The organism is Streptomyces sp. NBC_00539 (assembly GCF_036346105.1).
Taxonomy (GTDB): Bacteria; Actinomycetota; Actinomycetes; order Streptomycetales; family Streptomycetaceae; genus Streptomyces.
This window is the reverse complement of the sequence record NZ_CP107811.1, coordinates 345,333-367,095: the sequence shown is the minus strand read 5'-3', so window position 1 is coordinate 367,095 and position 21,763 is coordinate 345,333. Positions and strand designations below refer to the sequence as shown.

The 21,763-nt window shown below is 70.6% G+C and carries 23 protein-coding genes and 1 pseudogene; 11 read left to right on the top strand and 13 right to left on the bottom strand.

The features are described 5' to 3' along the window. Position 1 precedes the first annotated feature (1 nt). Both OG861_RS01800 and OG861_RS01795 read right to left on the bottom strand, forming a co-directional pair. Positions 2–871 (bottom strand): MBL fold metallo-hydrolase, encoded by an 870-nt coding sequence (locus OG861_RS01800; RefSeq protein ID WP_330261062.1) that lies wholly within the window; start codon positions 869–871, stop codon positions 2–4. 200 nt (positions 872–1,071) lie between these two features. After that, on the bottom strand, positions 1,072–1,821 hold the full coding sequence (locus OG861_RS01795) for a hypothetical protein (RefSeq protein WP_330261061.1): 750 nt from the start codon (positions 1,819–1,821) through the stop codon (positions 1,072–1,074). 160 nt (positions 1,822–1,981) lie between these two features. Here OG861_RS01795 and OG861_RS01790 point away from each other — a divergent pair, with 160 nt between their 5' ends. From OG861_RS01790 to OG861_RS01775, 4 genes are all read left to right on the top strand, one after another. Continuing rightward, on the top strand, positions 1,982–2,344 hold the full coding sequence (locus tag OG861_RS01790) for a transposase (RefSeq protein ID WP_329201233.1): 363 nt from the start codon (positions 1,982–1,984) through the stop codon (positions 2,342–2,344). Positions 2,345–2,505: 161 nt separating this feature from the next. Beyond that, positions 2,506–3,000 carry a MarR family winged helix-turn-helix transcriptional regulator gene (locus OG861_RS01785; RefSeq protein ID WP_330261060.1) on the top strand — a complete coding sequence of 165 codons (495 nt, stop codon included), beginning with the start codon at positions 2,506–2,508 and terminating at the stop codon, positions 2,998–3,000. Further along, positions 2,997–3,479: a MarR family transcriptional regulator gene (locus tag OG861_RS01780; RefSeq protein ID WP_329201237.1), complete on the top strand. Its 483-nt coding sequence runs from the start codon at positions 2,997–2,999 to the stop codon at positions 3,477–3,479. Before OG861_RS01785 ends, OG861_RS01780 begins: the two co-directional genes overlap by 4 nt. A gap of 43 nt (positions 3,480–3,522) precedes the next feature. Then, on the top strand, positions 3,523–3,987 hold the full coding sequence (locus OG861_RS01775; RefSeq protein WP_330261059.1) for a hypothetical protein: 465 nt from the start codon (positions 3,523–3,525) through the stop codon (positions 3,985–3,987). Between the two features lie 89 nt (positions 3,988–4,076). On the opposite strand, the gene OG861_RS01770 is transcribed toward OG861_RS01775, so the two are convergent. Continuing rightward, positions 4,077–5,006, bottom strand: a complete 930-nt coding sequence (locus OG861_RS01770) for an NAD-dependent epimerase/dehydratase family protein (RefSeq protein ID WP_330261058.1) — start codon at positions 5,004–5,006, stop codon at positions 4,077–4,079. A gap of 129 nt (positions 5,007–5,135) precedes the next feature. On the opposite strand from OG861_RS01770, the gene OG861_RS01765 reads away from it, so the two are divergent. Further along, complete coding sequence (locus tag OG861_RS01765; RefSeq protein ID WP_330261057.1) at positions 5,136–6,080, top strand: GlxA family transcriptional regulator; 945 nt, start codon at positions 5,136–5,138, stop codon at positions 6,078–6,080. 576 nt (positions 6,081–6,656) lie between these two features. Here the strand turns inward: OG861_RS01765 and OG861_RS01760 are convergent. Then, positions 6,657–7,505, bottom strand: a complete 849-nt coding sequence (locus OG861_RS01760) for an SDR family NAD(P)-dependent oxidoreductase (protein WP_330261056.1) — start codon at positions 7,503–7,505, stop codon at positions 6,657–6,659. Between the two features lie 104 nt (positions 7,506–7,609). On the opposite strand from OG861_RS01760, the gene OG861_RS01755 reads away from it, so the two are divergent. Both OG861_RS01755 and OG861_RS01750 read left to right on the top strand, forming a co-directional pair. Continuing rightward, positions 7,610–8,221, top strand: a complete 612-nt coding sequence (locus OG861_RS01755; protein WP_329201247.1) for a CGNR zinc finger domain-containing protein — start codon at positions 7,610–7,612, stop codon at positions 8,219–8,221. A gap of 166 nt (positions 8,222–8,387) precedes the next feature. Then, entirely contained in the window at positions 8,388–9,590 is a 1,203-nt protein-coding gene (locus tag OG861_RS01750) for a PP2C family protein-serine/threonine phosphatase (RefSeq protein WP_330261055.1), read from the top strand. A gap of 37 nt (positions 9,591–9,627) precedes the next feature. Here OG861_RS01750 and OG861_RS01745 read toward each other — a convergent pair whose 3' ends face one another. Together OG861_RS01745 and OG861_RS01740 are read right to left on the bottom strand one after the other, a co-directional pair. Then, the gene (locus tag OG861_RS01745; RefSeq protein WP_329201251.1) at positions 9,628–10,113 is read right to left on the bottom strand and encodes a MarR family winged helix-turn-helix transcriptional regulator; all 486 of its coding nucleotides are present in this window, start codon (positions 10,111–10,113) and stop codon (positions 9,628–9,630) included. A 198-nt stretch (positions 10,114–10,311) separates the two neighbouring features. After that, positions 10,312–11,484, bottom strand: coding sequence for a PP2C family protein-serine/threonine phosphatase (locus OG861_RS01740; RefSeq protein ID WP_330261054.1), 1,173 nt, complete (start codon positions 11,482–11,484; stop codon positions 10,312–10,314). Positions 11,485–11,916: 432 nt separating this feature from the next. On the opposite strand from OG861_RS01740, the gene OG861_RS01735 reads away from it, so the two are divergent. Then, positions 11,917–12,663, top strand: coding sequence for an aspartate/glutamate racemase family protein (locus tag OG861_RS01735; protein WP_330261053.1), 747 nt, complete (start codon positions 11,917–11,919; stop codon positions 12,661–12,663). Between the two features lie 61 nt (positions 12,664–12,724). On the opposite strand, the gene OG861_RS01730 is transcribed toward OG861_RS01735, so the two are convergent. After that, positions 12,725–12,892, bottom strand: coding sequence for a hypothetical protein (locus OG861_RS01730; RefSeq protein WP_330261052.1), 168 nt, complete (start codon positions 12,890–12,892; stop codon positions 12,725–12,727). Between the two features lie 156 nt (positions 12,893–13,048). Then, positions 13,049–13,878: pseudogene (locus OG861_RS01725) on the bottom strand (NAD(P)H-dependent oxidoreductase). 181 nt (positions 13,879–14,059) lie between these two features. Between OG861_RS01725 and OG861_RS01720 the strand changes: the two are divergent. After that, complete coding sequence (locus OG861_RS01720) at positions 14,060–14,911, top strand: helix-turn-helix transcriptional regulator (RefSeq protein WP_330261051.1); 852 nt, start codon at positions 14,060–14,062, stop codon at positions 14,909–14,911. A gap of 394 nt (positions 14,912–15,305) precedes the next feature. Here OG861_RS01720 and OG861_RS01715 read toward each other — a convergent pair whose 3' ends face one another. The 5 genes from OG861_RS01715 to OG861_RS01695 all read right to left on the bottom strand — a co-directional run bounded on the left by OG861_RS01715 (position 15,306) and on the right by OG861_RS01695 (position 19,497). Continuing rightward, a complete protein-coding gene (locus OG861_RS01715; RefSeq protein ID WP_330261050.1) occupies positions 15,306–16,229 on the bottom strand; it encodes a S41 family peptidase in 924 nt (307 codons plus the stop codon). A gap of 293 nt (positions 16,230–16,522) precedes the next feature. Further along, entirely contained in the window at positions 16,523–17,908 is a 1,386-nt protein-coding gene (locus OG861_RS01710) for a competence protein CoiA family protein (RefSeq protein ID WP_330261049.1), read from the bottom strand. Between the two features lie 418 nt (positions 17,909–18,326). Further along, entirely contained in the window at positions 18,327–18,566 is a 240-nt protein-coding gene (locus OG861_RS01705; protein WP_330261048.1) for a hypothetical protein, read from the bottom strand. Continuing rightward, a complete protein-coding gene (locus tag OG861_RS01700; protein WP_330261047.1) occupies positions 18,567–18,914 on the bottom strand; it encodes a hypothetical protein in 348 nt (115 codons plus the stop codon). A 103-nt stretch (positions 18,915–19,017) separates the two neighbouring features. Continuing rightward, positions 19,018–19,497, bottom strand: coding sequence for a nuclear transport factor 2 family protein (locus OG861_RS01695; RefSeq protein ID WP_330261046.1), 480 nt, complete (start codon positions 19,495–19,497; stop codon positions 19,018–19,020). 445 nt (positions 19,498–19,942) lie between these two features. Here OG861_RS01695 and OG861_RS01690 point away from each other — a divergent pair, with 445 nt between their 5' ends. Continuing rightward, complete coding sequence (locus tag OG861_RS01690) at positions 19,943–20,626, top strand: hypothetical protein (RefSeq protein WP_329201269.1); 684 nt, start codon at positions 19,943–19,945, stop codon at positions 20,624–20,626. Between the two features lie 332 nt (positions 20,627–20,958). Continuing rightward, positions 20,959–21,555 (top strand): hypothetical protein, encoded by a 597-nt coding sequence (locus OG861_RS01685; protein ID WP_329201271.1) that lies wholly within the window; start codon positions 20,959–20,961, stop codon positions 21,553–21,555. Positions 21,556–21,763: the final 208 nt, after the last annotated feature.

Below are 21,763 nucleotides of genomic sequence, written 5' to 3'. Positions count from 1 at the left end.
TTCACCAGCGAACGGCGCTGAGGTCGACCGGCCGGGGCTGCAGCTGCCGCGTGCGCACGGCCAGCGTGGTCAGCCGCCGGGACATTTCGTCGGCGGGCAGCCGGCGGCGGTCACCGTGGCCTGGCAGGACCCATTCGAACCGGAGTCGTCCGGCCGTTCTGGCCAGTGAGGCAGTCAACTCCTCGACGGAGTACCAGATCACGCTTTCCGCGACTTCCAGATCGCCGGTGGTGCGTGACCAGTAGAAGCTGTCCCCGCTGAAGCAGTACCGGTCGTCGGCGAGGTAGAGCACGCTGCCCGGAGTGTGGCCGGGCAGCGGGTGCGCGGTGACCCCCTCACCGATTTCAACAGGCTCAAGACCCCGGATCACCTGGTCCGCGTCCGGCGCCGCATCGAGGTCGCCCTCGTGGATCCACAGCCGGGCCCCGAAGTGGTCCGCGTAGCGGCGGCCGTGTGCAGCGTGGTCCCGATGGGTGAGCAGCACATCGGTGACCGGGCCCAAGGCTGAGTACCGCGCGGCGAGTTCACTGCTCCAGCGGGGAGTGTCGATCATCATGACCGTGCGGGAGGGCCGCAGGAGCAAGTAGGAATTGGCTCCGGCAGTGCGCTGTGAGTTGTGCCCGCACAACAGTACGGCGCTGTCCAAGGCCATGGGAAAGGGATCGAGCCGCCGGTCCGGTTGTCCGGAGGTGGGGCGGATGGAGCGGGTGGGGCAGGCGAAGACGGCTGCGTGTAAGCGCCGCGTCTCCGCTTCATCGCGCGGCGGCCGCAGGATCTCGGACCTTCCGTCAACCTCGCCGATCAGCCCGGGCGCGAGCTGCCGCGCGACATCGCAGTTGAAGCAACGGTCGTCCACGTACCAGCCGTTCACGGCAGGCCTCCTTGGGCGGGGGAAACGACCCCTGCGCAGGGCCGTCCTCCAGGGATACCCCACACGCAAAACGAATTGGTAGGACCTGTCCCTCTTGTACTTCCGGACCCGACGCTCTCTCCACGACCCGAACACCAGGCCGGCGAGAGCCCGCCGGCAGAACGGCGCCGCGTCGGTCCCGCCCGGGCCGGGCGCGCCGTTCAGCGGTGGTCGGCGCCGAGGGTTTCGCTCTCGCGCAGCACCGCCAGCGCGAAGGCGAGGCGTTTGTCCAGCCAGCCGTCCCGCTCGACGAAGTACCAGCGCTTGCCCTCGGTGCTGCGCGGGAAGGTCAGCACGGCTTGCCCGTACTCCCCGGCCGCCCCTTCCCCCTCGGTGCCTTCCGCGCCCGCAACCCAGACCACCGGCTTGAGGTCGGCACCGGAGCCCGCTTCGTCGGACCCGAAGGACAGCAAGGAGTCGACGACCCCGCCGAGGACACGGCCCACCCCGCGCCCGAGGGCCGCCCCCGGGCCGCCCCTCGCCCAGTTGCGGGGCGCCACGATGGCGGGATGACCGGGCTGTTCCATCCACAGGCTCTGCTGGGTGAGTCGCTTCGCGGTCGGAGTGCGATGGACCGAGCCGAGCTCCCGGCCGGTGGCGTCCGTCACCCGGAAGCGGTCGGAGCGGTCCGGGAGCACCGTACAGAGCAACTGCCGTCCACCCTCGTCCTCGAAGAGCCGGAAGCCACCCTTCGCGAGTGGTCCGGCCGGTTCCGCGGGGACTATGTAGACGCCGGGGACCATGTACTCGTCGCCCCCGCGCGCCCTCATGAACCGGACCGCGTGCGGGCCCTCGCCCCGCTTCGACTTGCGGACCGTGCGCCGCATCATCCTGCCCACCGTGAACTGGGTGATCTCGTCCCAGTGCACCGCCTCGAAGGGCGCGTCCTGCCTGTTCTTTCCGAATGCCATCAGCTTCCCCTTGCGGCCGCCCGATTCCTCTCCGGCGCCACGAGAATACGAAACCGACTGCCCGCGGCCGCGACCGGAGGCCCGAGTCCGGCCCCTACGGAGAATCGGCGACGGTCGAAGCGACTCGTGCCCTGGGTCGCGGGCGGATCGTTCACCCGGTGTGAACGCATTCCATGACCTCGATGATCGGCAGTGGGCGGCTGTCTGCGGCTTGCTCCCGCGGTGCGGACCGGGCGGCCCGGACTACCGGAGCATTGTCAACGGCATCCTGTGGCAGCAGGACGGCGGTCGCCGCTGGCACGACCTGCCGCCGCGCTACGGACCCTGGCACCGCTGCGCGGAGCGCCTGCGCCTGTGGAGTATCGACGGGACCTGGCAGAACATCCTCACCACCCTCGCCGAGAGCGGGTACGTCGGCGAAAGCACTGCAACCGACGAAGCGGCGGAGTCCGGGGCGACGGTGACGGAAGCCGCCAGGAACCAGAACACGGCGGAGTACTGGAACCGTCCCTGGCTCGGGTAGCCCATCGAACCTCAGACGAGGGGCACCGGACCTGACGGTCGTGGTGCAGCGGTCTGGGCGTCCCGTCCCAGACCGCTGCCTTGCATCCCGAACAGACCGCCGGCGCCGACCCGCCTCCTAAATAATAGCCATGGCCATAGTAGTCATGTACTCTATTTGCCATGAGCAAGGCTTCACCGGGCCCCACGCCCGGCTTCCTGGTATGGCGGCTCGCCGGCAAATGGCGCGTCGCGGTCGATCGCGCGCTGGCTCCGCTGGGCCTCACCCACGCGCAGTACGTACTGGTCGCGTCGCTGCACGGCATGCAGCGCACCGGCGAGCGGCCCAGCCAGCGCCGACTCGCCGACCACACCGGCCTGGAGGCGCTGTACGTCTCGAAGCTGGCGCGCGCCCTGGAGTCGGCCGGTCTCATCGAGCGCACACGAGACCCCCGCGACCCGCGCGCCGTGCAACTCGCCCTCACCGAGCAGGGTCAGGCCGTCACGCGGCAGGCCATCGCGGCGGTCCAGGAACTGCTTCAGCAGTTGCTGGAGCCTCTCGGCGGCCCCGACGCCCCGCGGACGCGCGCGTTCACCGACGAGCTGACGACCCTGCTCGACGCACCTCTCACCCCATCCGTGCCGATCGACGAGAGACCTCAGGGGACAACACCATGACCACCAGTGCATCCACCACCACCGCACCCGTCGCCGGCGCACGGGACCTCGCCCTGGCCCACTACGCCGCCCGCGGCGTCCTGGAGCACGTGCTGGCCCGGCACGGCATCACGTTCCAGCAGCAGGTCGCCCTCCGCGCCGCCCTCATCGCCGACGCCCCGCAGACACCGGACGATCTCGTCACCCAGGTCCAGGGCTCCCTCAAGACCGACCCGGCCGACATCCGCGCCACCCTCGACGAACTGCTGGCCAAGCAGCTGCTCGTCGCGAAGGGCGCGCACCTTTGCCCCACGGACGCGGGCAGCGAGCTCATGGCCGCCGTCGGGGCGGAGACCGCCCCCATCTCCGCCCGCATCTGGGGCGCGATACCCGCCGAGGACCTGGCCGCCGCCGCCCGGGTCCTCGCCCACGTCACCGAGCGTGCCAACGCGGAGCTGGCGGCGCTGACCGCTGACCGCCACGCCCTTCGACACGCATGACACTGCACGCACCCATCGAGCACACCGGGGACGTGACATAGCCGTGGGCCGATTTACGGACAAGTACCTCGGCACTCGGTACCCCGACGAAAACGTCACACCGAGGCCCGCCCAAGAGCTGCGCGCGGCGCTCCTCGCGCTCAACGGACCTGACGTTCCCTTCGTCGTGCGCCACGGCACCGTGAAGGAGGGTGATCTGGTCGCGGAGTGCCGGGTGCCCGGGCTGCGCGTACGACTGTGGACCCGGATGCGCCTGGACCCGGTGAAGAGGGAGGTGAGGGCCCTCGACGAGCAAAGGGAGGGCTCGTTCGCCGAGCACACCCGCGGTCAGCGCTCCAGCGGCCCTGCCCACGCGGTGTACTGGGTCTACGAGAAACAGAAGAGCCCCGACGGACGGGAACACAGAGTCCGGACCGTCCGCTTCGCGACCAGCCAGATCAAGGACCCGCTCCGTCAGACCGTCCTCGACGCGGGCTGGACCCGGAGCGGAGTGCTCTTCCGCCTCTGACCGGCCTCCGCCGCCCCTCCGCGGCACCCTCCGCCCATGTCCGGGTGGTGTGGGGGCGGCCCGGGAGCCCCTGGCCGCCCACCGCCCCGTCAGGCCGCCAGCGCCTGACGGAGCGTTGAAGGTTTGAGGCCGAAGGTGTCGCGGATGTCGCTGTCGTCCACGATGAACGGACGCTCGGACATGTAGCTCATCTCGGCGAACTCACGCCACAGTGGATCGGCGAAGGACGGCAGTGCCAAGTCCCGTTCGGTGAGTGGCTCCAACCGCGGTTCGGGCGCTCCGTGGAGTGCGGCGAGGTCAGTTGCGGCATGACGCACGGTCGTGGTGATGACCGGGGCGTGCCAGGCGCGTCCCCATGCCCGCTCATCCCGGCTGACCGCCACCAGCGCCGCTGCGACGTCCTCGGTGTAGGAAAACGAATGCGCCGCATCGGGGTTGCCGTGGACGAGAGCCAGTTCACCCTCGCGGACCCGGGGAGCGACCAGCAGGGTGAACGCGGAGACTGCGCCTGAGCCCAGGTACTGGCCGGCTCGCACTTCGGCGACCCTCAGCCGCCCTTCGTCGTTCGCCGTCTTGGCCCGCTGCCACAGTTCGGCCCTCACCCGGCCCTTTCGGGTGTGCGGGGCCATCGGGGTGCGCTCGGTGACCGGCCCGTTGGTCTGCTGGTAGCCGTAGTGATTGCCGAGCATCACGTAGTCGGCCCCGGCCCGCTCGGTCGCGTCGAGAATCGAGGCGAACAACGGTGGCATGGTCTCCGGCCAGCTCTGATACGCGGTCATGGCGGCGTTGAAGACCGTGGCCGCTCCGGCCAGAGCCTTGGCCAGCTCATCAGTGCGCCCCGCGTCCAGGGCGACCCGTTCGATGGCGGGGTGGTCAGGACCGCTGCCGCTGCGGGTGATGAGGCGGACCCGCTCACCGCTTTCTGCCAGCTGCCTGGCGGTCGCGACCCCGGTCGCGCCAGCCCCGATGACGACTGATCCACCCACGACTGATCCACCCATGGTCTCGTCTCCGTTCACCTTCAAAAGTGGAACGCTTCCCCGAAGGGGAAACGCGGTTAACGGAGGGCCCGTGCGCACGCCCCACTCTGCCGCGCGGACGCGGGGTAGGTTACTGGCCCGAAAGCCACGACCTCCAAGGATCCAGCCATGCATCGTGTCGCCGTCCTGGCCGTTCCCGCGGTCAAACCTTTCGACCTGTCCATGCCGTCCACGCTGCTCGGCTCCGTCGAAGTCGACGGACGCCCCGGCTACGAGGTGACGGTGTGCACCGCCACGCCCGGCGTGATCGCCGCCTCCGGCGGCATCGAGGTGGTGGTACGGCACGGCCTCGGGGCGGTCGCGGCGGCGGACACGGTGGTCGTCCCCTCGACCGCCAGCCGGCACGACGCCGAGCCGGCCGCACTGGACGCCTTGCGGGAGGCGGCCGCCGCGGGCAAGCGCGTTGCCTCGATCTGCAGCGGCGCCTTCGTCCTCGCCCAAGCCGGACTCCTCCACGGCCGTGTCGCCACCACCCACTGGGTCCTGGCCGAGGAAATGCAGCGCACCTTCCCGTCCGTGCGCGTGGACGCCGACCGGCTGTTCGCCGAGGACGGAGCGGTCATCACCGGTGCGGGCTCGGCCGCCGGAATCGACCTGTGCCTGCACCTGATCCGGTCCGACTACGGCGCGGCCGTGGCCAACGCGGCGGCCCGCGCCGCCGTCGTCACCCCCGTGCGTCACGGCGGGCAGGCACAGTTCGTACAGACCCCGCTCCCGGCCCAGACCGACTCCTCATTGGACGCGGCCCGCATCTGGGCACTACAGCACCTGGACCAGCCGATCCCCCTGCGCGACCTGGCCGCTCAAGCCAAGGTCAGTATGCGGACCCTGACCCGCCGCTTCACCGCCGAGACGGGTGTGACCCCGTTCCAATGGCTGCTCCAGCAGAGGCTCCTGCGGGCCCGCGAACCGCTGGAGACCACCGATCTCACCGTCGACCAGGTGGCCGGCCGCAGTGGCCTCGGCTCCGGCGAGTCGCTCCGCCAGCACCTGAGCCGCCAGATCGGCATGACCCCGGCCGTCTACCGCAACGCCTTCCACGCCCGAGAGTGAAGACGAGGCTCGTCCGCCGAGCCGGGAAACCCGTTGGACCCCGCTGATGGGGGCGCGTCGTAGGGTTCGCGACGCGGAGACACGCTCGGCGGAGAGGGACGGTGGATGGCGGGACCGTACGAGATCTGGCAGCGGGCAGAGGGATCGCGCAGGATCGACGTCTTGTCGGGCTTCATCGCGATGTGCCCAGCGTGGGACAACGACGCTCGACGCCATCTCGCACAACTCCGCCTTCGGCCATAGCCCCGGTGGGGAAGTGCTGAACGACTTGCAGCTCGGGCAGCCGGTTCCTAAGTGCTTGCGGCACCTCTCGTGCGATTGTTCGTGACCGCCCTGTTCGGGCCGGGGCGTCGGGGTAGCCAGTGAGCCTCCGTCAACATGACCTTGCCGGTCAAAGGGCTGGTGTGACCGGTTCTCGGGGTGTTCGGCCTGGGCGTGGGCAAGGGTCCGCGGAGAAATTCCTCTGTCAGCCAGGCGCTTGTCCAAGCCGAGCGGCGCGCCCCTGCACCGCGCGGGCGGATCCCGTCGCCGAGGGGGCCTCGGCCGTAAATGCCGAGGCCCGTGTGGGAATCGTGCTCACCTGTCGACGGCGTCGGTCACGCGATTCCAGTCGTCCAGGTCTGCGGTGCGGGCCTCCAGGGCGGTGCGCATGCCGGTGGCGCTGGAGGTGCCGAGGGCCAGGCGCAGCGGGGGGTTGGGGCTGTCGACCGCAGTGCGGATGCCTTCGGCGATCCGGGCCGCGCAGGAGAACGCCGAGGCGGGCATCTCTCCGATGCCCTTCTGGACCTCGCGGACGGTCAGGTCGTAGTCGTCGAGGCCGGCTGCGACGTCGAGGTTGGACAGGAAGGGGGTGGCGGTCATTCCGGGCTGGATGATCGTGACTTTGATGCCGAGCGGTGCGACCTCGGCCACCAGGGCGTCCGACAGTCCCTCGACCGCGTACTTGGTCGCGGCCAGCAGTCCCACGCCGGGGTGGGCGGACTGCCCGTAGACCGACGAGCCCTGGAGGATGTGTCCGGACCGCTGGGAGCGGAGTACCGGCAGCGTCGCGCGCAGCACGTTGAGCACGCCGAAGACGTTGGTGTCGAACACGGCGCGGACTTGCGTGTCGGAGGCCTCCTCGACGGCTCCGAAGAGTCCGTAGCCGGCGTTGTTGGCCACCACGTCGATGCGGCCGAACCGCGAGAGCGTACGTTCCACCGCTTCCTGCACGGCTTGCTCGTCACGTACGTCTGCCCGGATGAGGAGCAGGTTGTCGCCGTGCGCTTCGGTCAGTTCGTCCAGTGAAGCGGTGTCGCGGGCGAGGGCGGAGACGACGTCGCCGTTCTCCAGTGCCTGGAGGGTCAGTTCGCGGCCGATGCCGGACGTCGCGCCGGTGATGAGCCATGTGCGGGGGCTGGTCTGCTGGTTCGGTGATCCGTTCATGTTGCGACCGTAAGCTGTTAGCTCATAACGCGTCAAGCGGGTCGATGCTGCATGTTGTGTGTGAGGCGACTTAGCGCCTCTTCTCGCTCAGGTACGATGGGCGGATGAGCAGTGCTGCAGCCGGATCTGCGAAACCCAGCCCGCGCGCCGTCATGCCGGTGGTGGAGACCGTCCTCGCGTTCGTGAACACGCGCGCGAACGGTGGCGGCCAGCGGGAGCTGTTCGCGGACGGGCCCTCCTTCGCGGCGTGGCTCGCGGAGCACGACGAATTCGGCGGCGACGCCATGGCGACCGATGCCGATGCCGCAGCCGCACGGGAGCTGCGTGACGCCCTGGTGACCCTGCTGCTCGCGCACTCGGGCGATGAGGAGAGCCTGGGCGAGCCGCTCCGGCACGCCGAGCAACACCTGCGGCGCGCAGGTGCGCTCTACCCGCTGGCGACGGTGGTCACAGCCAGTGGTGTCGAGCTGGCGTCGCCGCAGACAGGGGTGCCGCGTGTGCTCGGGACCGTACTGGCCGCAGTGACGACCTTCGCGCAGACCGGCGAGTGGGGGCGCGTGAAGGCGTGCCGCAACCCTCCGTGCCATTTCGGGTTCTTCGACCGCACGCGCAACGGCTCAGGGCTTTACTGCAGTACCGGCTGCGGCTCCCAGGTATCCATGCGCAACTACCGCCAACGGCAGCGCCGGGGGAGCGAGGCCCCTCCCGAGGCGTGAGCCCGCGGCTCCGCGGCCGGCCCCCTCCCCTGCACACCGCGACACCCGGCTCCGACACCGACGGATCACGCATGTCGGTGCCGACGGGTGGAAGACTCGAAGAGAGACCGCCGCCGCTTGCTGTGCCGCCCGTGCACTGATCGTGCGGGTGAGGGGAGAAGAGGCCATGAGCGACCATTCCGGAGTTTGGCTGGGGGCCGCGGAGAGGGCGTTGCGGGCGGCGCCCCCTACCGCTCTGCCGGCTGCGGCGGAGGAACTGCTCATCCGGTACATGGGTGCGAGGGCCGTCACGTTGCTGCTGGCCGACTACAGCCTCACCGCGTTGCAGCCCGTCACCCGACTCCCTCATACCGGAGAAGCGGTCCTGGTGCGCGACGGACTGCCGGCGACCCGGGCCTTCGCCGCCGGCGCGCCCGTCGTCGAGGTCGTCGACGAGCCGGGCCTGGTCGTGGTCCACCTCCCGGTCACCGTACGCGGTGACCGTATCGGGGTGCTGTCGGTACGGCTGCCCGAGCCGGGGCAGGGGGCGTCGGCGGTGTTGGAGATGGCCGACTTCGCCACAGCCCTCGGACACGAACTGGTCGTGGCCGACCGCAACACCGACCTCTACCTGCAGGGGCGACGCCGCAGACGGCTGACCCTGGCAGCGGAAATGCAGTGGCAGCTGCTGCCCGGGAGGGGTTTCGAGGTGGCCGAATACACGCTGGGCGGCCACCTGGAGCCCGCCTACGCGATCGGTGGTGACAACTTCGACTGGAGCGCCACCGACGACACCCTGAACATCACGGTCACGGACGGACAGGGTCACGGGATCGACGCGGCCCTGCTGACCAACCTCACGATCAACGCGCTGCGCAACGCACGACGCGCCGAGATCTCGCTGGAAGACCAGGCGTGCCTGGCCGACCAGGCGGTCTACGCGGAATACGGCGGCAAGCGTTACGCGCCGTCCCTGCTGCTGCACTTCGATCTGGAAACCGGCCGGGCGCACGGCATCGATGCCGGCTCGCCCCAGCTCTTCCGGTTGCGCGACGACATCGTGGAACGGGTGGAGTTCCAGCCCGAGGCCCCGCTGGGCATGTTCGAGGAGACCGATTACCACCAGCAGCCGTTCCAGGTACTGCCCGGTGACAGGCTGGTCGTCGTCAGCAGCGGGGTACACGGTTCGTCCGCACAAGGGGCGGGGAGTCACGCCTTCGGTGAGCACGCCCTGCGCGAGACCATCGCCGCCACCCGTACGGCCTCCCCGCACGAGACGGCGCGGGCCGTCGTCGACGGCCTCGTTCAGCACCGCCACGGTGCCGAGCTGTCGCAGGACGCGGCCGTGGTGTGTCTGGACTGGCGGGGCCGCACGCGTGCCCTCCCGTGACGGCGCTGGGCCTGCTCCCCCGGGGGCAGGGTGTCCGTCAGCGGTCGGCCGTGTCGCCGTCCGGAGGGTGGGCGGCGCGGGTGTAGGCGCGCAGGCCGGCGAGAAGCGCTTCCCGTTCCTCGTTCGACATGCGCTGCAGAACAGCACGCAGATCCGCTGCCCGCAGTTCGGACAGCAGGTGCAAGGAGTCCCCACCGTCGCGGGTGAGGAACAGGCCGATCTCCCTGCGGTCGGTGGCGGCACGCTCCCGGCGGAGAAAACCCGCGGCTTCGAGCCGGTCACACAACCTGCTCCCGGCCGGGACCGAGACACCGACCATGTCCGCGAGCCGGGAGAGGTTGACCCCCGGGCAGCGCCGTACGGCCAGCAGGGCGCGTACCTGCAAGGCCGAAAGGCGGGGAGGAGTGTTCTGACCTGCGCGGGTCCAGCAGTCCACCAACGCCTCGGCGGCGTCGGCGACCTCACGGGATGCCTCGTGCAGAGGATCGTCGGACGATCCCGCGCGGTCCATCGTGGCGGTCACTCTCCATGAGCAGGTGCAATGGCCCCCAAAGGTGCCGCCAAGCGCGGCTCCTCTGCGCGGGATGTTCCGCGTCTGCCCTCTCTGACGAGAATATCCCCGCCCGGACGGACGTCTTCGCTCCGTCGCCACGGTGATCCAGCCGGACGGCCAGGCAGATGGGCTAACCGGTCATGCCGGCGCCACCCGTCGTCGTGGTCGTCAGGCGGGAGCGGACCGGCCGAACCAGTCCATGCACATCACCAGCGCGTCGTCGTCCGCGTCCGCGTCGCGGTACGCCGCCAGCTCCTGCAGGATGCCGCTGGGGACCGCGGCGGCCGGCAGCAGACCGGTGGCCTGGATGGCCCGCGCGAGCGCCCGCTCGCTGTATGCCTCGCCGGCCGCGGAGGCGGTCGCGTACACGCCGTCGCTGACGAAGACCAGTCGGTCGCCGGGGAGCGCATGGAAATCCTGGGCGACGTAGGGCGTCTCCTCGAACATGCCGAGCGGGAACTGCGCCTCGAACTCGACGCGCTCGACCGTTCGGTCCCGGTAACGCCACAGCTGGGGCGAGCCCGCATCGACCACGTGCCCCCGTCCGGTGGCCACATCGAGCGAGATCAGGAGGGTGGAGACGTACTCCCTCCCCTGGTAGCGGCTGTAGATCGCCTGATCCGCGAGCGCCGCCTGGTCGGCGATGTCGATCCCCGCACGGCGCGCGTTGCGCAGGGCGTTGACCGCCAGATTGGTCAGCAGTGCGGCATCGATACCCTCGCCCATCCCATTGGTGACGGTAAGCGTGAGGGTCTCCGCCGTGGAGGACCAGTCGAAGTTGTCGCCGTGGATGTCGTAGGCGGGTTCCAGCTGCGCGCCGATCGCGAACTCGGGGCGGGCGCAGGAGCGGGCGGGCAGCAGTTGCCACTGCATCTCCGCCGCCAAGGTCAGGCGGTTTGCGCGCCGGGCCTGCAGGTAGACGTCCGTATCGCGCTCGGCGACGACGATCTCGTGGCCGAGCAGCTCCGCGACGTCCCGCAGCTGTTCCACGGTTTCCGGGGTGCAGGCGGCCTCGGGAAGGCGCACGGTCAAGATCCCGAGGCGGTCGCCCCTCACCGTGACGGGCAGGTGCAGATCCACGGCGCCGTCCTGCACGGCGTACTGCCCGTACGGTTCCTGGCTGCCGAAGGCCCGCCCCTCCGGGGTCGTGCGGACGGACAGCGGCGTCGCGGTGTGCGGGAGGGACGTCACCGGCTGCAGGACCGTCAGGCCGTAGTCGGCCATCAGCAGCTCGACTCCCCGCGCGCCGAAGTGCTCCACCAGCGCCGCACGGAGTCTGTGCAAGAGGTCATGGGGTGCCGCGGTGCGCAGCGCGCGCTCCACAGCCGGCAGATTCGTCATGACAGGACATCCTTCAATGCAAAACGGACCGATCGAACGGGGCCGCAGTGACGCCTCGGGTGCAGCGCCGCATCGAAGGGCCCGGCGTTCGGAGTGACGCCGAGCCGCCCCGAAGCCCGCTTGCGGCAAGCCGGTACTCAGATGCCTAAAAGGTTGTCATGCGACAACTATCCACTCTACCTCTCCGAAGCAGGAAAAGTTCCCCGCCCGAAAACAGGGGCAACGCAACCCGTTGGCCGTCCGCCCCAATGCCGGCTGTGTTTTTTGGAGCCCGGCACGACCTCTTGGCGAGACCTGCGGACAAGGATCGGCGGCGAACCCCGAACCGAACCCCGAAAGGTCGTGGCCCATGCAAGCCCTCGGACATCGACCGACGGGCGCCGAGGGCGCCCGGTCGTACGGTCTCGTCCTGCCGTGCGAGGGAGCCCGGCGATGAGACGGCCCCGGCCGCGCCCCTCGCTCGGCATCCTGGGCGGCATGGGGCCTTCGGCGACCGCTGACTTCTACCGCCGGTTCGTGGAGCGCACGCCGGCCGGCTCCGACCAGGCGCATCTGCCCGTCGTCATGTGGGCCGATACCGCCGTCCCCGACCGGACCGAGGCGCTGCTCGGACAGGGGCCGTCCCCCCTCCCGGCCCTCGTGGAAGGCGCCCGCTGGCTCCAGCGTGCGGGAGTGAGCTGCATAGCCGTTCCCTGCAACACCGCGCACGCCTATGTCGAGCAGCTGTCGAAGGCGACCGGTACCGAGGTCCTCGACATGATCGGGGCCGCGCTCGAGGCGGCGGCGCGCCGAACGCCGGGGCTGGAGCGGGTGGGCGTCCTGGCGACGCGGGGTACGCGGCTGACCGGGCTGTACGAGCGGGCCGGCGTTCGGCTGGGGCTCGACGTGGTGCAGGTGACCGACGGCGTGCAGGAGAGGTACGTGGACGCGGCGATCCGCGCGGTCAAGGGCGGCGCGGACCCCGCCGCGCCCGAGCGCTGGATCGCCACGGCCGCCGAGAGCCTCAAGGAGCAGGGCGCGCAGGCCGCGATCGCCGCGTGTACGGAGATTCCTCTGATCAGCGGGGCGGCCGCTCGTGTGCTCCCGCTGGTCGACTCGACCGACGCCCTCGCCGAAGCCGCCGTTGCCCGTCTGTGGCAACCCGCCCAAGTCGTTCGTGCCCGGGGACGAAGAGGCTGACGTACCCTCGTCCGCACGCACCACATCGGAGGGCTGCGCACGTCCTGACCTGCGGACATGATCAGGCCACACCCTCGTGGGCCTGCTGTACGGCGACCCCGACGCGGCCGGGGAGATCGGTGGCGTCGCCATCCATGATCCGTACGAAGAGCAGCACTATCCGGAGCACGCCATCGTGCTCGGGGTCGGTGTCCACGGCGCGGACGAGATCGGTCGGCTGCTGCGCCACCTCGCCGCGCTCGGTGCCACCGCCCTCGTCGTCCGCGCCGGGGACGAGTTCCTCGGAATCCGTGTGGGCGGCGCTGCAAGCCGCTCACCCCGGAGCGGGAGAGGGCGTTCCTGGAGGCGGCCAAGCGGCCGCTCACCGGTTCGTTGACCGGTGCGCTCACGCGTTCGTTGACGGGTGTACCGATCCCACGTCGACCGCCGTCCGTCGAGCGGGACGGACGTGCAGCCCGAAGCCCGTGCGGCCGGCGGGCTCGAGGCCCTCCTTCAGGTGGAGGGAGGGGATTTCGTAGTCACCGAAGTTCTGCGGGCGGAACGCGATCGGTTCGGTCGACTCCAGGGTGAGCAAACGCTGCTTCCAGGCCTTGGCGATGTCCGGGTACTGCTCGTCGGTGATCCGGTCGGTGCCGTACAGGACGAACGGGGGCAGGACCTCGATCCGGGGTAGTAGAGGATGCCGTGGTGGATCGGGAACAGCAGGTCGTCAATGGGCCCGTTGATCCCGCGGGCGGAGTAGTGGGACTGCGGGCCGCCGGCCGTCACCGACAGCAGGGCCCTACGGCCGGCGAGGGTTCCCTCGCCGAAGCGCTCGCCGTACTTGGTGTCGCTGTGCTCGCCGACGCCGTACGCGAAATGGAACGTGAACACCCGGTCCACCCAGCCCTTGAGGATCGCGGGCATCGTGTACCACCACAGCGGGAACTGGAAGATGATCGTGTCGGCCCAGAGCAGCTTCTCCTGTTCGGCACGGACGTCCGGGGTGAGCGTCCCGGCGTCGAAGGCGCGGCCCGAATCCCGTGCGACGCGAAGCGGATTCGAGGCGTGGGGACCGTAGTCCGAGGCGTCCACGACCGCCTTCCAGTTCATCGCGTACAGGTCACTCACCCGCACCTCGTGCCCGGCGTTCTCCAGTGTGGAGACCGCGAGGTCCTTCAGCGAATTGTTGAGCGACTGCGGCTCGGGGTGGGCGTAGACGATCAGCGTCTTCACGGGAACTCCTTCGAATCGGGTGCCTTCACCGGACGGCTTCGCGCTGGATGGCTTCGCGTCGGATGGCTTCGATTCTGGGGAGCGCGGCGTGCGGTGTTCAGGGGCGCCGTATCCGTCGGACCGGACTTCCTGGTAACGGCAGTACCACCTTCCCGGGCGGCGCCGAGGCCATACTGGGGGCATGGACGATCTTGCGGGCTTCCTGCGGACCCGGCGTTCCCGGGTCGAACCGGCGGACGTCGGCATCCCCACCGACAGCCGACGACGGGTGGCGGGGCTGCGCCGCGAGGAGGTCGCGCACCTCTCCGGAGTCAGCGTGGACTACTACGTGCGCCTGGAGCAGGGCCGCGCGACCCAGCCCTCCGAGCAGGTCCTCGACGCGCTCGCCCGCGTCCTCGGCCTCGACGAGACCGAGCGCGGGCACCTGACGCGGCTCGCCCGGCAGCGGCGCCGACGCGCGAAGGCGCCGGGCGGGCGGGTCCGGCCGGAACTGCTGCGCGTGCTCGAACTGGTCGTCGACGCACCGGCGCTGATCGTGGACCACCGCCTGGACGTGGTCGCCGGGAACCGCCTCGCCCAGCTCCTCTACGGCCGGCCGCTGCCCGGCTTGAACACCGCCCGCCACATCTTCCTCGAAGAGGCCGAGCGAGGCCTCTACGCGGAGTGGGAGAAATGCACCCTCGACGTGGTCGGGCACCTGCGCCTGGCCGCCGGGAAGTACCCCGACGATCCCCGCCTGGCCTCGCTCATCGGTGAGCTGGCGATGGGCTGCGAACGGTTCCGTCGCCTGTGGGCGCGTGCGGACGTGCGGGCCCGTACGCACGGGTGCAAGGCCTACCGGCACCCGCTGGTGGGCCTGCTGGAACTGCACCAGGAGAACTTCGCGCTGCCGGACGAGTCGGGAATGGAGCTGATAGTGCTCTCCGCGGCGGCCGGCAGCCCCGCTGAGGACGGCCTGCGGCTGCTCGCAGGACTGGGCGCGGCGGACAACGCGGACGTGCCTCCGGTGGCCAAGGCTCGCCTCGGCGGGTAGCGGGCGAGCCTCATGCTGTCCTGACCGCCTGGCTTTCCCGGCTGGCGGGCAGACTCAAGAACCGCCCCCGGAGCAGCACACAATGTGTTGGTCCGGGGGCGCTCTGCTGGCCGTCCATGCGCCGCTGGCCGGGCAGAGGTGTGTGGCGGCGCGTCTGCGTGGGTTCGGAGGTGATGGACAGCAGTGCCAGGCCAGGCGGCGCTGGTATCGGGGCCGGCTCGGGCACCCAGGGCGTCAGGCGGGCAAGCCACTTCAACAGGTCCGAACCGCGCGAGGGCCTCGCGCGGACGTCATCCGCGAACACTTCCACAGCACCATCGGCCGCTGAGGCCCTGCGAGTCGGCGTCCCGCGACGCCGAGGTCCGCCTTTGTAGCGGCACCCGGAAGGTCGGGCTCAGTGGCATGCCTCATGCCGCAGCAGCCAGTCTTTCGCCGCGGCCAGGGCTTTGTCCGGGCGGGCTTCGGATGAGCGCCCGTCGGCGTCGATCACTTCGTCGGGAGGGATCGACGCGTCGTACGTACGTCCCGTGCGGTCGGCGTCCCTGACTTCTGTGAGGACCAGCATGGCTCCGTCGGACAGGCGGTGCACCGCGTTGCCCGTCGGGATGCCCCCGGTGTACTGGCCGAAGAAGGGCGTATCCGGCCGTCCCTGGAAGGCGATCACCACCGCCTCACCCGAACTGGCCGTCTCGCCACTTGTCAGTACGGCGACCGGAGCGCCGGCGTTGGTCACCGGTGCGCTGTCTCCCCACCCGAAGGGCCTGCCGTCCTCGCGAGGGCTGCCGTCCTCCACCGTCCACAGGGACTTCTTGCCGTCGGTGTCCACGAACATGCCCACCGTGCCGCTGCCCAGGAGCGGTGCCACGACGGCGAGCATCGGCCACATGTTCCCACCCCGGTTGTCCCGCAGATCCACCACCCAGCCGCAGGCCGCAGGACTATCTGCCCTCGCCACGGCGTCTCGGCCCTGCCGCACGTACTGTGCATACGCTGCGTCGGAAGCCAGAACACCGGGAAGGGAGACGTAGCCGATGCGCTCTCCTGTCGTACGGCCTTCCGGTCCGTCGATGGCGGTGTCCGGCGACGAGTTGAGGACCTCCTCCACCTGCTTCGGCGGCATGAAGGAACTGTGCCCGGCACCGACCGTCTGCAGGGCGGCATTGATCGCGTCGTAGGTGTTGGCCGGCTCCCGCGCGCCCTGGGCCTGGGAGAAGGCGGTGCGCCGTACGTCTGCCCAGGTAACCTGATGGCGCATCAGTGAGTTCTTCTCCATGATGTCCAGTGCGTTCGACAGGTACGACCGGGCGTCGGGCGACATGACTGGGCCGGAAGCTCCCTGCGGACCGTCTGGGTATCCCGACCCGGCGACGAGAAGCGCGACCAGCCCCGCACAAGCCCCCCAGCGCGGCCAACGCCCCCGCCCCATGCGTCCCCCTCACCGCGCGACTGCCGAGCCACACTACCGGGGATCAGTGGATGCGCGGACGAGTTGGTGCGGGCGGTTGCTCCGGGGGCCGGGCCTGGCTCACCGTCGTCACAGGACGCCCGAAACACCACTGTCCTCCGACACCTCAATCGTCGCCTTGCCGCGGGGTCCTGGGCCGGGCCCGGCTATCGGGGGTTCGGGAGCTCCAGGTCCCTGATCCTCCACGGCGGGAGTCCGGCACCGATCAGTTCCTGGGCCTCTTCGGCGTTACGGACGAAGATCCGTTGGAACGCGAGCTGCGGCGAGAGGACGGCGAGAGCCGGGCACGGACGAACGATGCCGTACAGCCCGCCGCCGTGCATGGGCACGCCGTACGCGAAGGCCGGCACCCCGGCACGGGCACGGGGGTTACTCAGCGGCACGCCGTCCTCCTCGGCCTCCTCGATGACCGCGGCGAACAACTCCTCGACCTGAGCGGGTGAGAGGCGGGCCCACCAGGCAGCCGCGATCCCCTCCGCGTTCCGTCCCAACTCAGCCCGGCGAGCGTGCTCGGCCTCGTCGCGGGCGCGCTGCTGTTCCTCCGCCGCGCGGCGCAGCCGCGCAGCCTCCTGCCGCAGCACCCTGGCACGCTCGGCCTGGCCCTCGCGAGCCCGCCGCCCTCGTTCGACCACCTCAGCCCGGCGGCGCCGGTTGTCAGCCGCGCGCTCCTCCCGCTTGCGCGCCGCTTCCGCTGCCCGCTTCTGCCGCTCCGCTTCGCGGGCCTGTGCCTCTGCCTCGCGCTGGAGCCGCATCTGCTCGTGTTCCACCTGCGCCTGCGCCGACTTCCGGGAGGTCCACCACAGGTCTCGGACGTAGGTCTGGTACTCGTCCTCCACGGTCCGTGACACCCTGCGGTAGGCGGGCAGGGTTCGGCGCGTGATGACGGAGCCCCGGAGCACCCACGCCACGAAGTGGGGGAGCGGCTCCTCTCGGAACTCCCACCGGCCGCCGGCCGCATTGAATCCGGCGAGCCCGTCGTCCACGGTCCAGGGGTCCGGACCGAGCGGCGGGCGAACGCGTATGGACGGGACCTCGCCCATCCACACGGGCGTGCGCGCGTGAGGCGAGACCCAGCAGACGTCGATGCCGTGGGCGCGGTAGCGATCCGTTCGCGTCCGGATGTCGTCTACGGTGATCGGGGAAAGCTGAGCTTCCCACGCCATGCGTCGTGCGCCGTCCGGGGAAGTCGCCATCACGTCCGCGCGCCACGTCCTGTCTTGCGCCGGCACTTCGAGTTCGGCGTGCCAGCCGGCGGCGCGGATCGCTGCGGCCATCTCCAATTTCAGCATGTGGTGTTCCCACGACTCCTCGGCCATCGTGCATTCCGGCGGCCGGCCCGCGTCGTGGGCGAAGATGCGCAAGCGTCGGGGGCGCGGGGTGTGTTTGGCGTGGACGCCCCACCCACACTCGGGACAGGTCAAGCCGGGGCGCGGTCGGGCGCGGTGGATGTCGGACCAGGCCAGGCCGCCACCGAGGTCGGGCTGTGAGGCGTCAAGGCGCCCCGCCTCGGGGTGCAGCGCTGTGAAAGCCATGCAAGCTCCAAGAGATCCCGCGATCGCGTGATGCTTTCGATCGTTTCAAGCCTTATGCAGTGAGTGTTGAGCCACAACCCCTCGCATTTGATGGGTAGATGAGTCGATATTATGGATTGTCCGGGCCTCAGGATCCGATGCTGCATCCCTCACAGCTCTCCAGCGGATCGCTCTCCCGGACTACCCCATGTGGACGGGCAGTGACGAGTCCCCGGTCCGCTGGTTCTCCGCGCCAGGACTTCTCTTGCGGCAGGACGGGCTGACGGCCGAGAGCTGGCTGCACGTCCGAGGGAAGACGCCGGCCCACCTCTCGGCTGCCTGCACCGCCGTCCCGGGACGGTGGGCCCAGTGGCAGGGAACCGAACCGAACAGGGTCGGCCGACTTCCCTCCTGAGCGGCGTTTCGCCGTTTTCGGCTGTCAGTTGAAGGCGTCGAGGGCGTCCAGCCAGGAGCCTGCGTCGTCAGCGGGGCGGCCCCGCATCGGGCGCGGGTCGGGGTAGGTCTCCGCTGCGGGCCTCGCGCGGACGATGTCGGGCCCGCCGCACGCCGCGACCGCGAAGGCGCCGAAGACCTTGGCGAACGCGGCCGGGTCACGGAACTCCACGCCGAACGCCCGGCCGTCCTGCAGCGGCACCCACACCACCCGGTCGAGCCGCATCTACTCCGACACCGGCTGGTCGTCCGCGGTCGACCGCCCCTCCAGCCACCTCCGCGCCACGTGCAGCAGGTTCACCTCTTTCATCGGCAGCCGCTTGCGCCGCACCCGCAGTTCACGCGCCGTCAGCTCGACGCGCTGGTCCTTCTTCGGGTACCAGGCGACCCCGATCCCGAACGGCACCCACAGCAGGATCCCGGTCATCGGCCAGACCAGAGCGTCTCCCCACGACCGGAGCAGCCCCCCGTCCAGCAGGTACAGGACTCCGAAGACCGCAACCCACTTCGCCGTCATCCGCCAAAACCCAGTGCTCTGCCGGTACAGGACCCGTCGCTTCCCGGTCATCGTCATGCCGCCACGCTATCCGCCGCCCCGCAGCTCACCGTAGGCGCCGTCTTCTCCGGCACGCACCCGTTACTGACCCGCAGACACCCCACGACCCGGGTCGGTACGCCTACTCCGCGGAGGCCGCGGTCAGGTCCTCCGGAAGCCGGGGCGGCGTGCCCTGGGTCCACACCACTCGCAGTGCCGAGGCGGAGATCCGCCAGCCGTCGGCGGTCCTGGCCAGTTCCGTCTCGGTATGACCGGCGGAGACGAAGACACCGCCGGGGTCATCGGCCAGGACGTGGGTGCTCAACTGGGCGCCGCGGACGGTCGCCCGGTCACCGTCCACCTCGACGACGTTGTTGCTACCCATGTGAACGGTCCGGTCGAACAGTGCCATTCCCCGCCGGATATGGGTCAGCAGGGCAGCGCGACCATGGACGGTGCCGATGGGCATCTCCGCGGTGACGTCCTCGGTGTGGAAGGCGCGCGCCCACGCTTCGTCGAAGACCCTGTCGTCCAGCGAACGCAGGTAGCGGTCCATCAGATCGGTGATCTCCGCGCGGTCGGTCAGGGCCCGCAGTTGCCGCTGCATTTCGTTGGTATCCATGCCGGAAGTCTCCTACCTCAAGCGAACTTGAGGTCAAGGTGTGCCCGCCGCGCTCGGCGCCGCCCTGCCCGGCGCCGGGCGAAGGCCGCTCCGGGGGTGGTACCGGGTGCCCGTCGTGGTCCGGTCCGTATCGGGAACCACGTCGCAGTCCACGGTTCGGGGGGCCGGGTCGGGCAGGGAAGGAACCGCAGCAGCGCGAATCGCCGCAGGTCACAGGAGATCTCGCTCCGGTACCGCGGCCTGCGGGAGCGGGGGCGCGCGGCCGGACGGGGCTCGACCGGCATGGTCGGGCGGCAGTCACCGCGCGTACGGCCTGCCACCGGCCGGAGACCGGGCACGCAGCCGCTCCTCGTTTCCACTCCTGCTCGGCCATACCGGTAGCTCTCCGCATGCAACGGGGCCTCGCGGGCACCGGGTGAGGCGGTCGAGCGAGAGGAGGCCGGCGGTGGGGCAAGAGGCCGTATTCGACGAAGGTCGGGTCGCCGCGCGGCTGCGGGTGTCGAGGGCGGCGTTCCGGTGGGCGGTCCACATCGGGGCGGTGCCTCCGGCCGATGCAGGGCCCGTGGTGTGGTCGCGGGCCTCGGTGGAGTCGATGGACGGCGAAGCGATCCGCGGTCGGCTGCCGTACGCGTTGTCCGGGGCGGAAGCCGCCGACCGGCTCGCCCAGGCCTTGGGTACGCCGAACCCGCCTGAGGGGCCGGCCAGGGTGAGCGTGGCGACCGTGCGGGAGATGGCGGCGGCCGGGTACCTAGCCGATCTGTCCGACGATCCGAACCGGCCGCTGTTGCACCCCGATCAGGTGAGGGACCTGGCCCGGCGCCCCGACCTGGACCGCCTGATCTCCGAATCCACCCCACTGGGCCCGGACCAGTGCGCCGCCCGCCTCCGGGTGCGCCGAACGGACTTCGACCACCTGGTACGGCTCGGCTGGATCACCTGCGCACAGGAGGTGAAGGTGAAGTTCGGCGCGGCCCGAGGCGGCACCGTACGGGTTCGGCTCTACCGTGGCGCGGACGTCGACCGTATTCCGGCCGAACACCCGGAGGTGGACTGGCCGGCCGTACGCGCTCTCGGCAAGGGCCAACGCTCCCCGCTGGCCGGACCGACTCCGGGCAGGTCACCCGGCTGACCGGCGTCGGCACGTCCGCCGTACCTCTGCGGTGGTCCTGCCTAGACCGCACCCCGTCAGTCCGTGCCCAGGGAGCGATGACGGCTGGGGCAATCCGGCTGTCGTCGGCACCCCGCCTGCGCGACACGGACAGGGCCCTGAGCGCCAGGAGCTCGATGGACCGCTCTTCCGCTTCCCTCCGCGGTTGACGGTCGCAGGCGGAGGCCGGAAAGGTTGCCGGTGTCTGCTCCGTTCGCACCAGCCCGGTGGCGATGACCCGCCCGGTGAATGACGGTGGCCAGGGCGCCGGCCGCTTCGCCGGTGTTTCTTCCGCATGGGCAAGGGAGCCGTTCATGTCCGATCGTCACACGATGCTGCGCAGCCTCCACGACGTGGGTCTCGCCGTCTGGTTCGGGGGATCGCTGATGGGTGCGGTGGGCCTGAACGGCGCCGCGCGCGAAGAGGGCGGCACCTGGGCCACTTCGGCGAGGATCGCAAGCGCCGGTTGGGCGAAGTGGACGCCCGTAAACGCCGCCGCGATCGCCGCGCACCTGTTCGGCTCGGGCGGCCTGCTCGCCGCGAACGCGCCGCGAGTCGCGACCCAGCAGGGGGTCGCCGCGTCGACGCTCGCCAAGACCGTCCTGACGGGCGCCGCCCTCGTGGCAACCGCCCACAGCCGCATCCTGGGCAAGAAGATCGAACTGGCCGGGTCCACCAATTCGCAGGACGCCGAAAAGGCGGCCAAGCACCCCATCGACACCGACAGGGCGCAGCGGCACCTGGCGTGCCTGCAGTGGGTCGTACCCGCCCTGACGGGCGGCCTGGTCATCCTCAACGCCCTGCACGGCGAGCAGCAGCGTCCCACCGAGCAGCTCCACGGCATGTGGCAGCGCGCGCGCACCCTCGCGCCGCACGTGCCCGCCGCAGCCAACTGGCACCTCACGCACTGACCTCCGGCCGCGACGAGCCACACCACGTCCCATTACCGCACGTCCCACCACCGCACGTCCCACCAGCGCGCGCCCCACCAGGCCTCGCCCCGCCGGGACTCGCCCCGCCCCGTCTCGTACCGCCCCGTCGCCCCCGGCGGGGGCGACGACGGCCGGGCGGTACGCGCGCCACACCCGGGGACAACTCGTCGGCCCCCTCGGGCCTGTC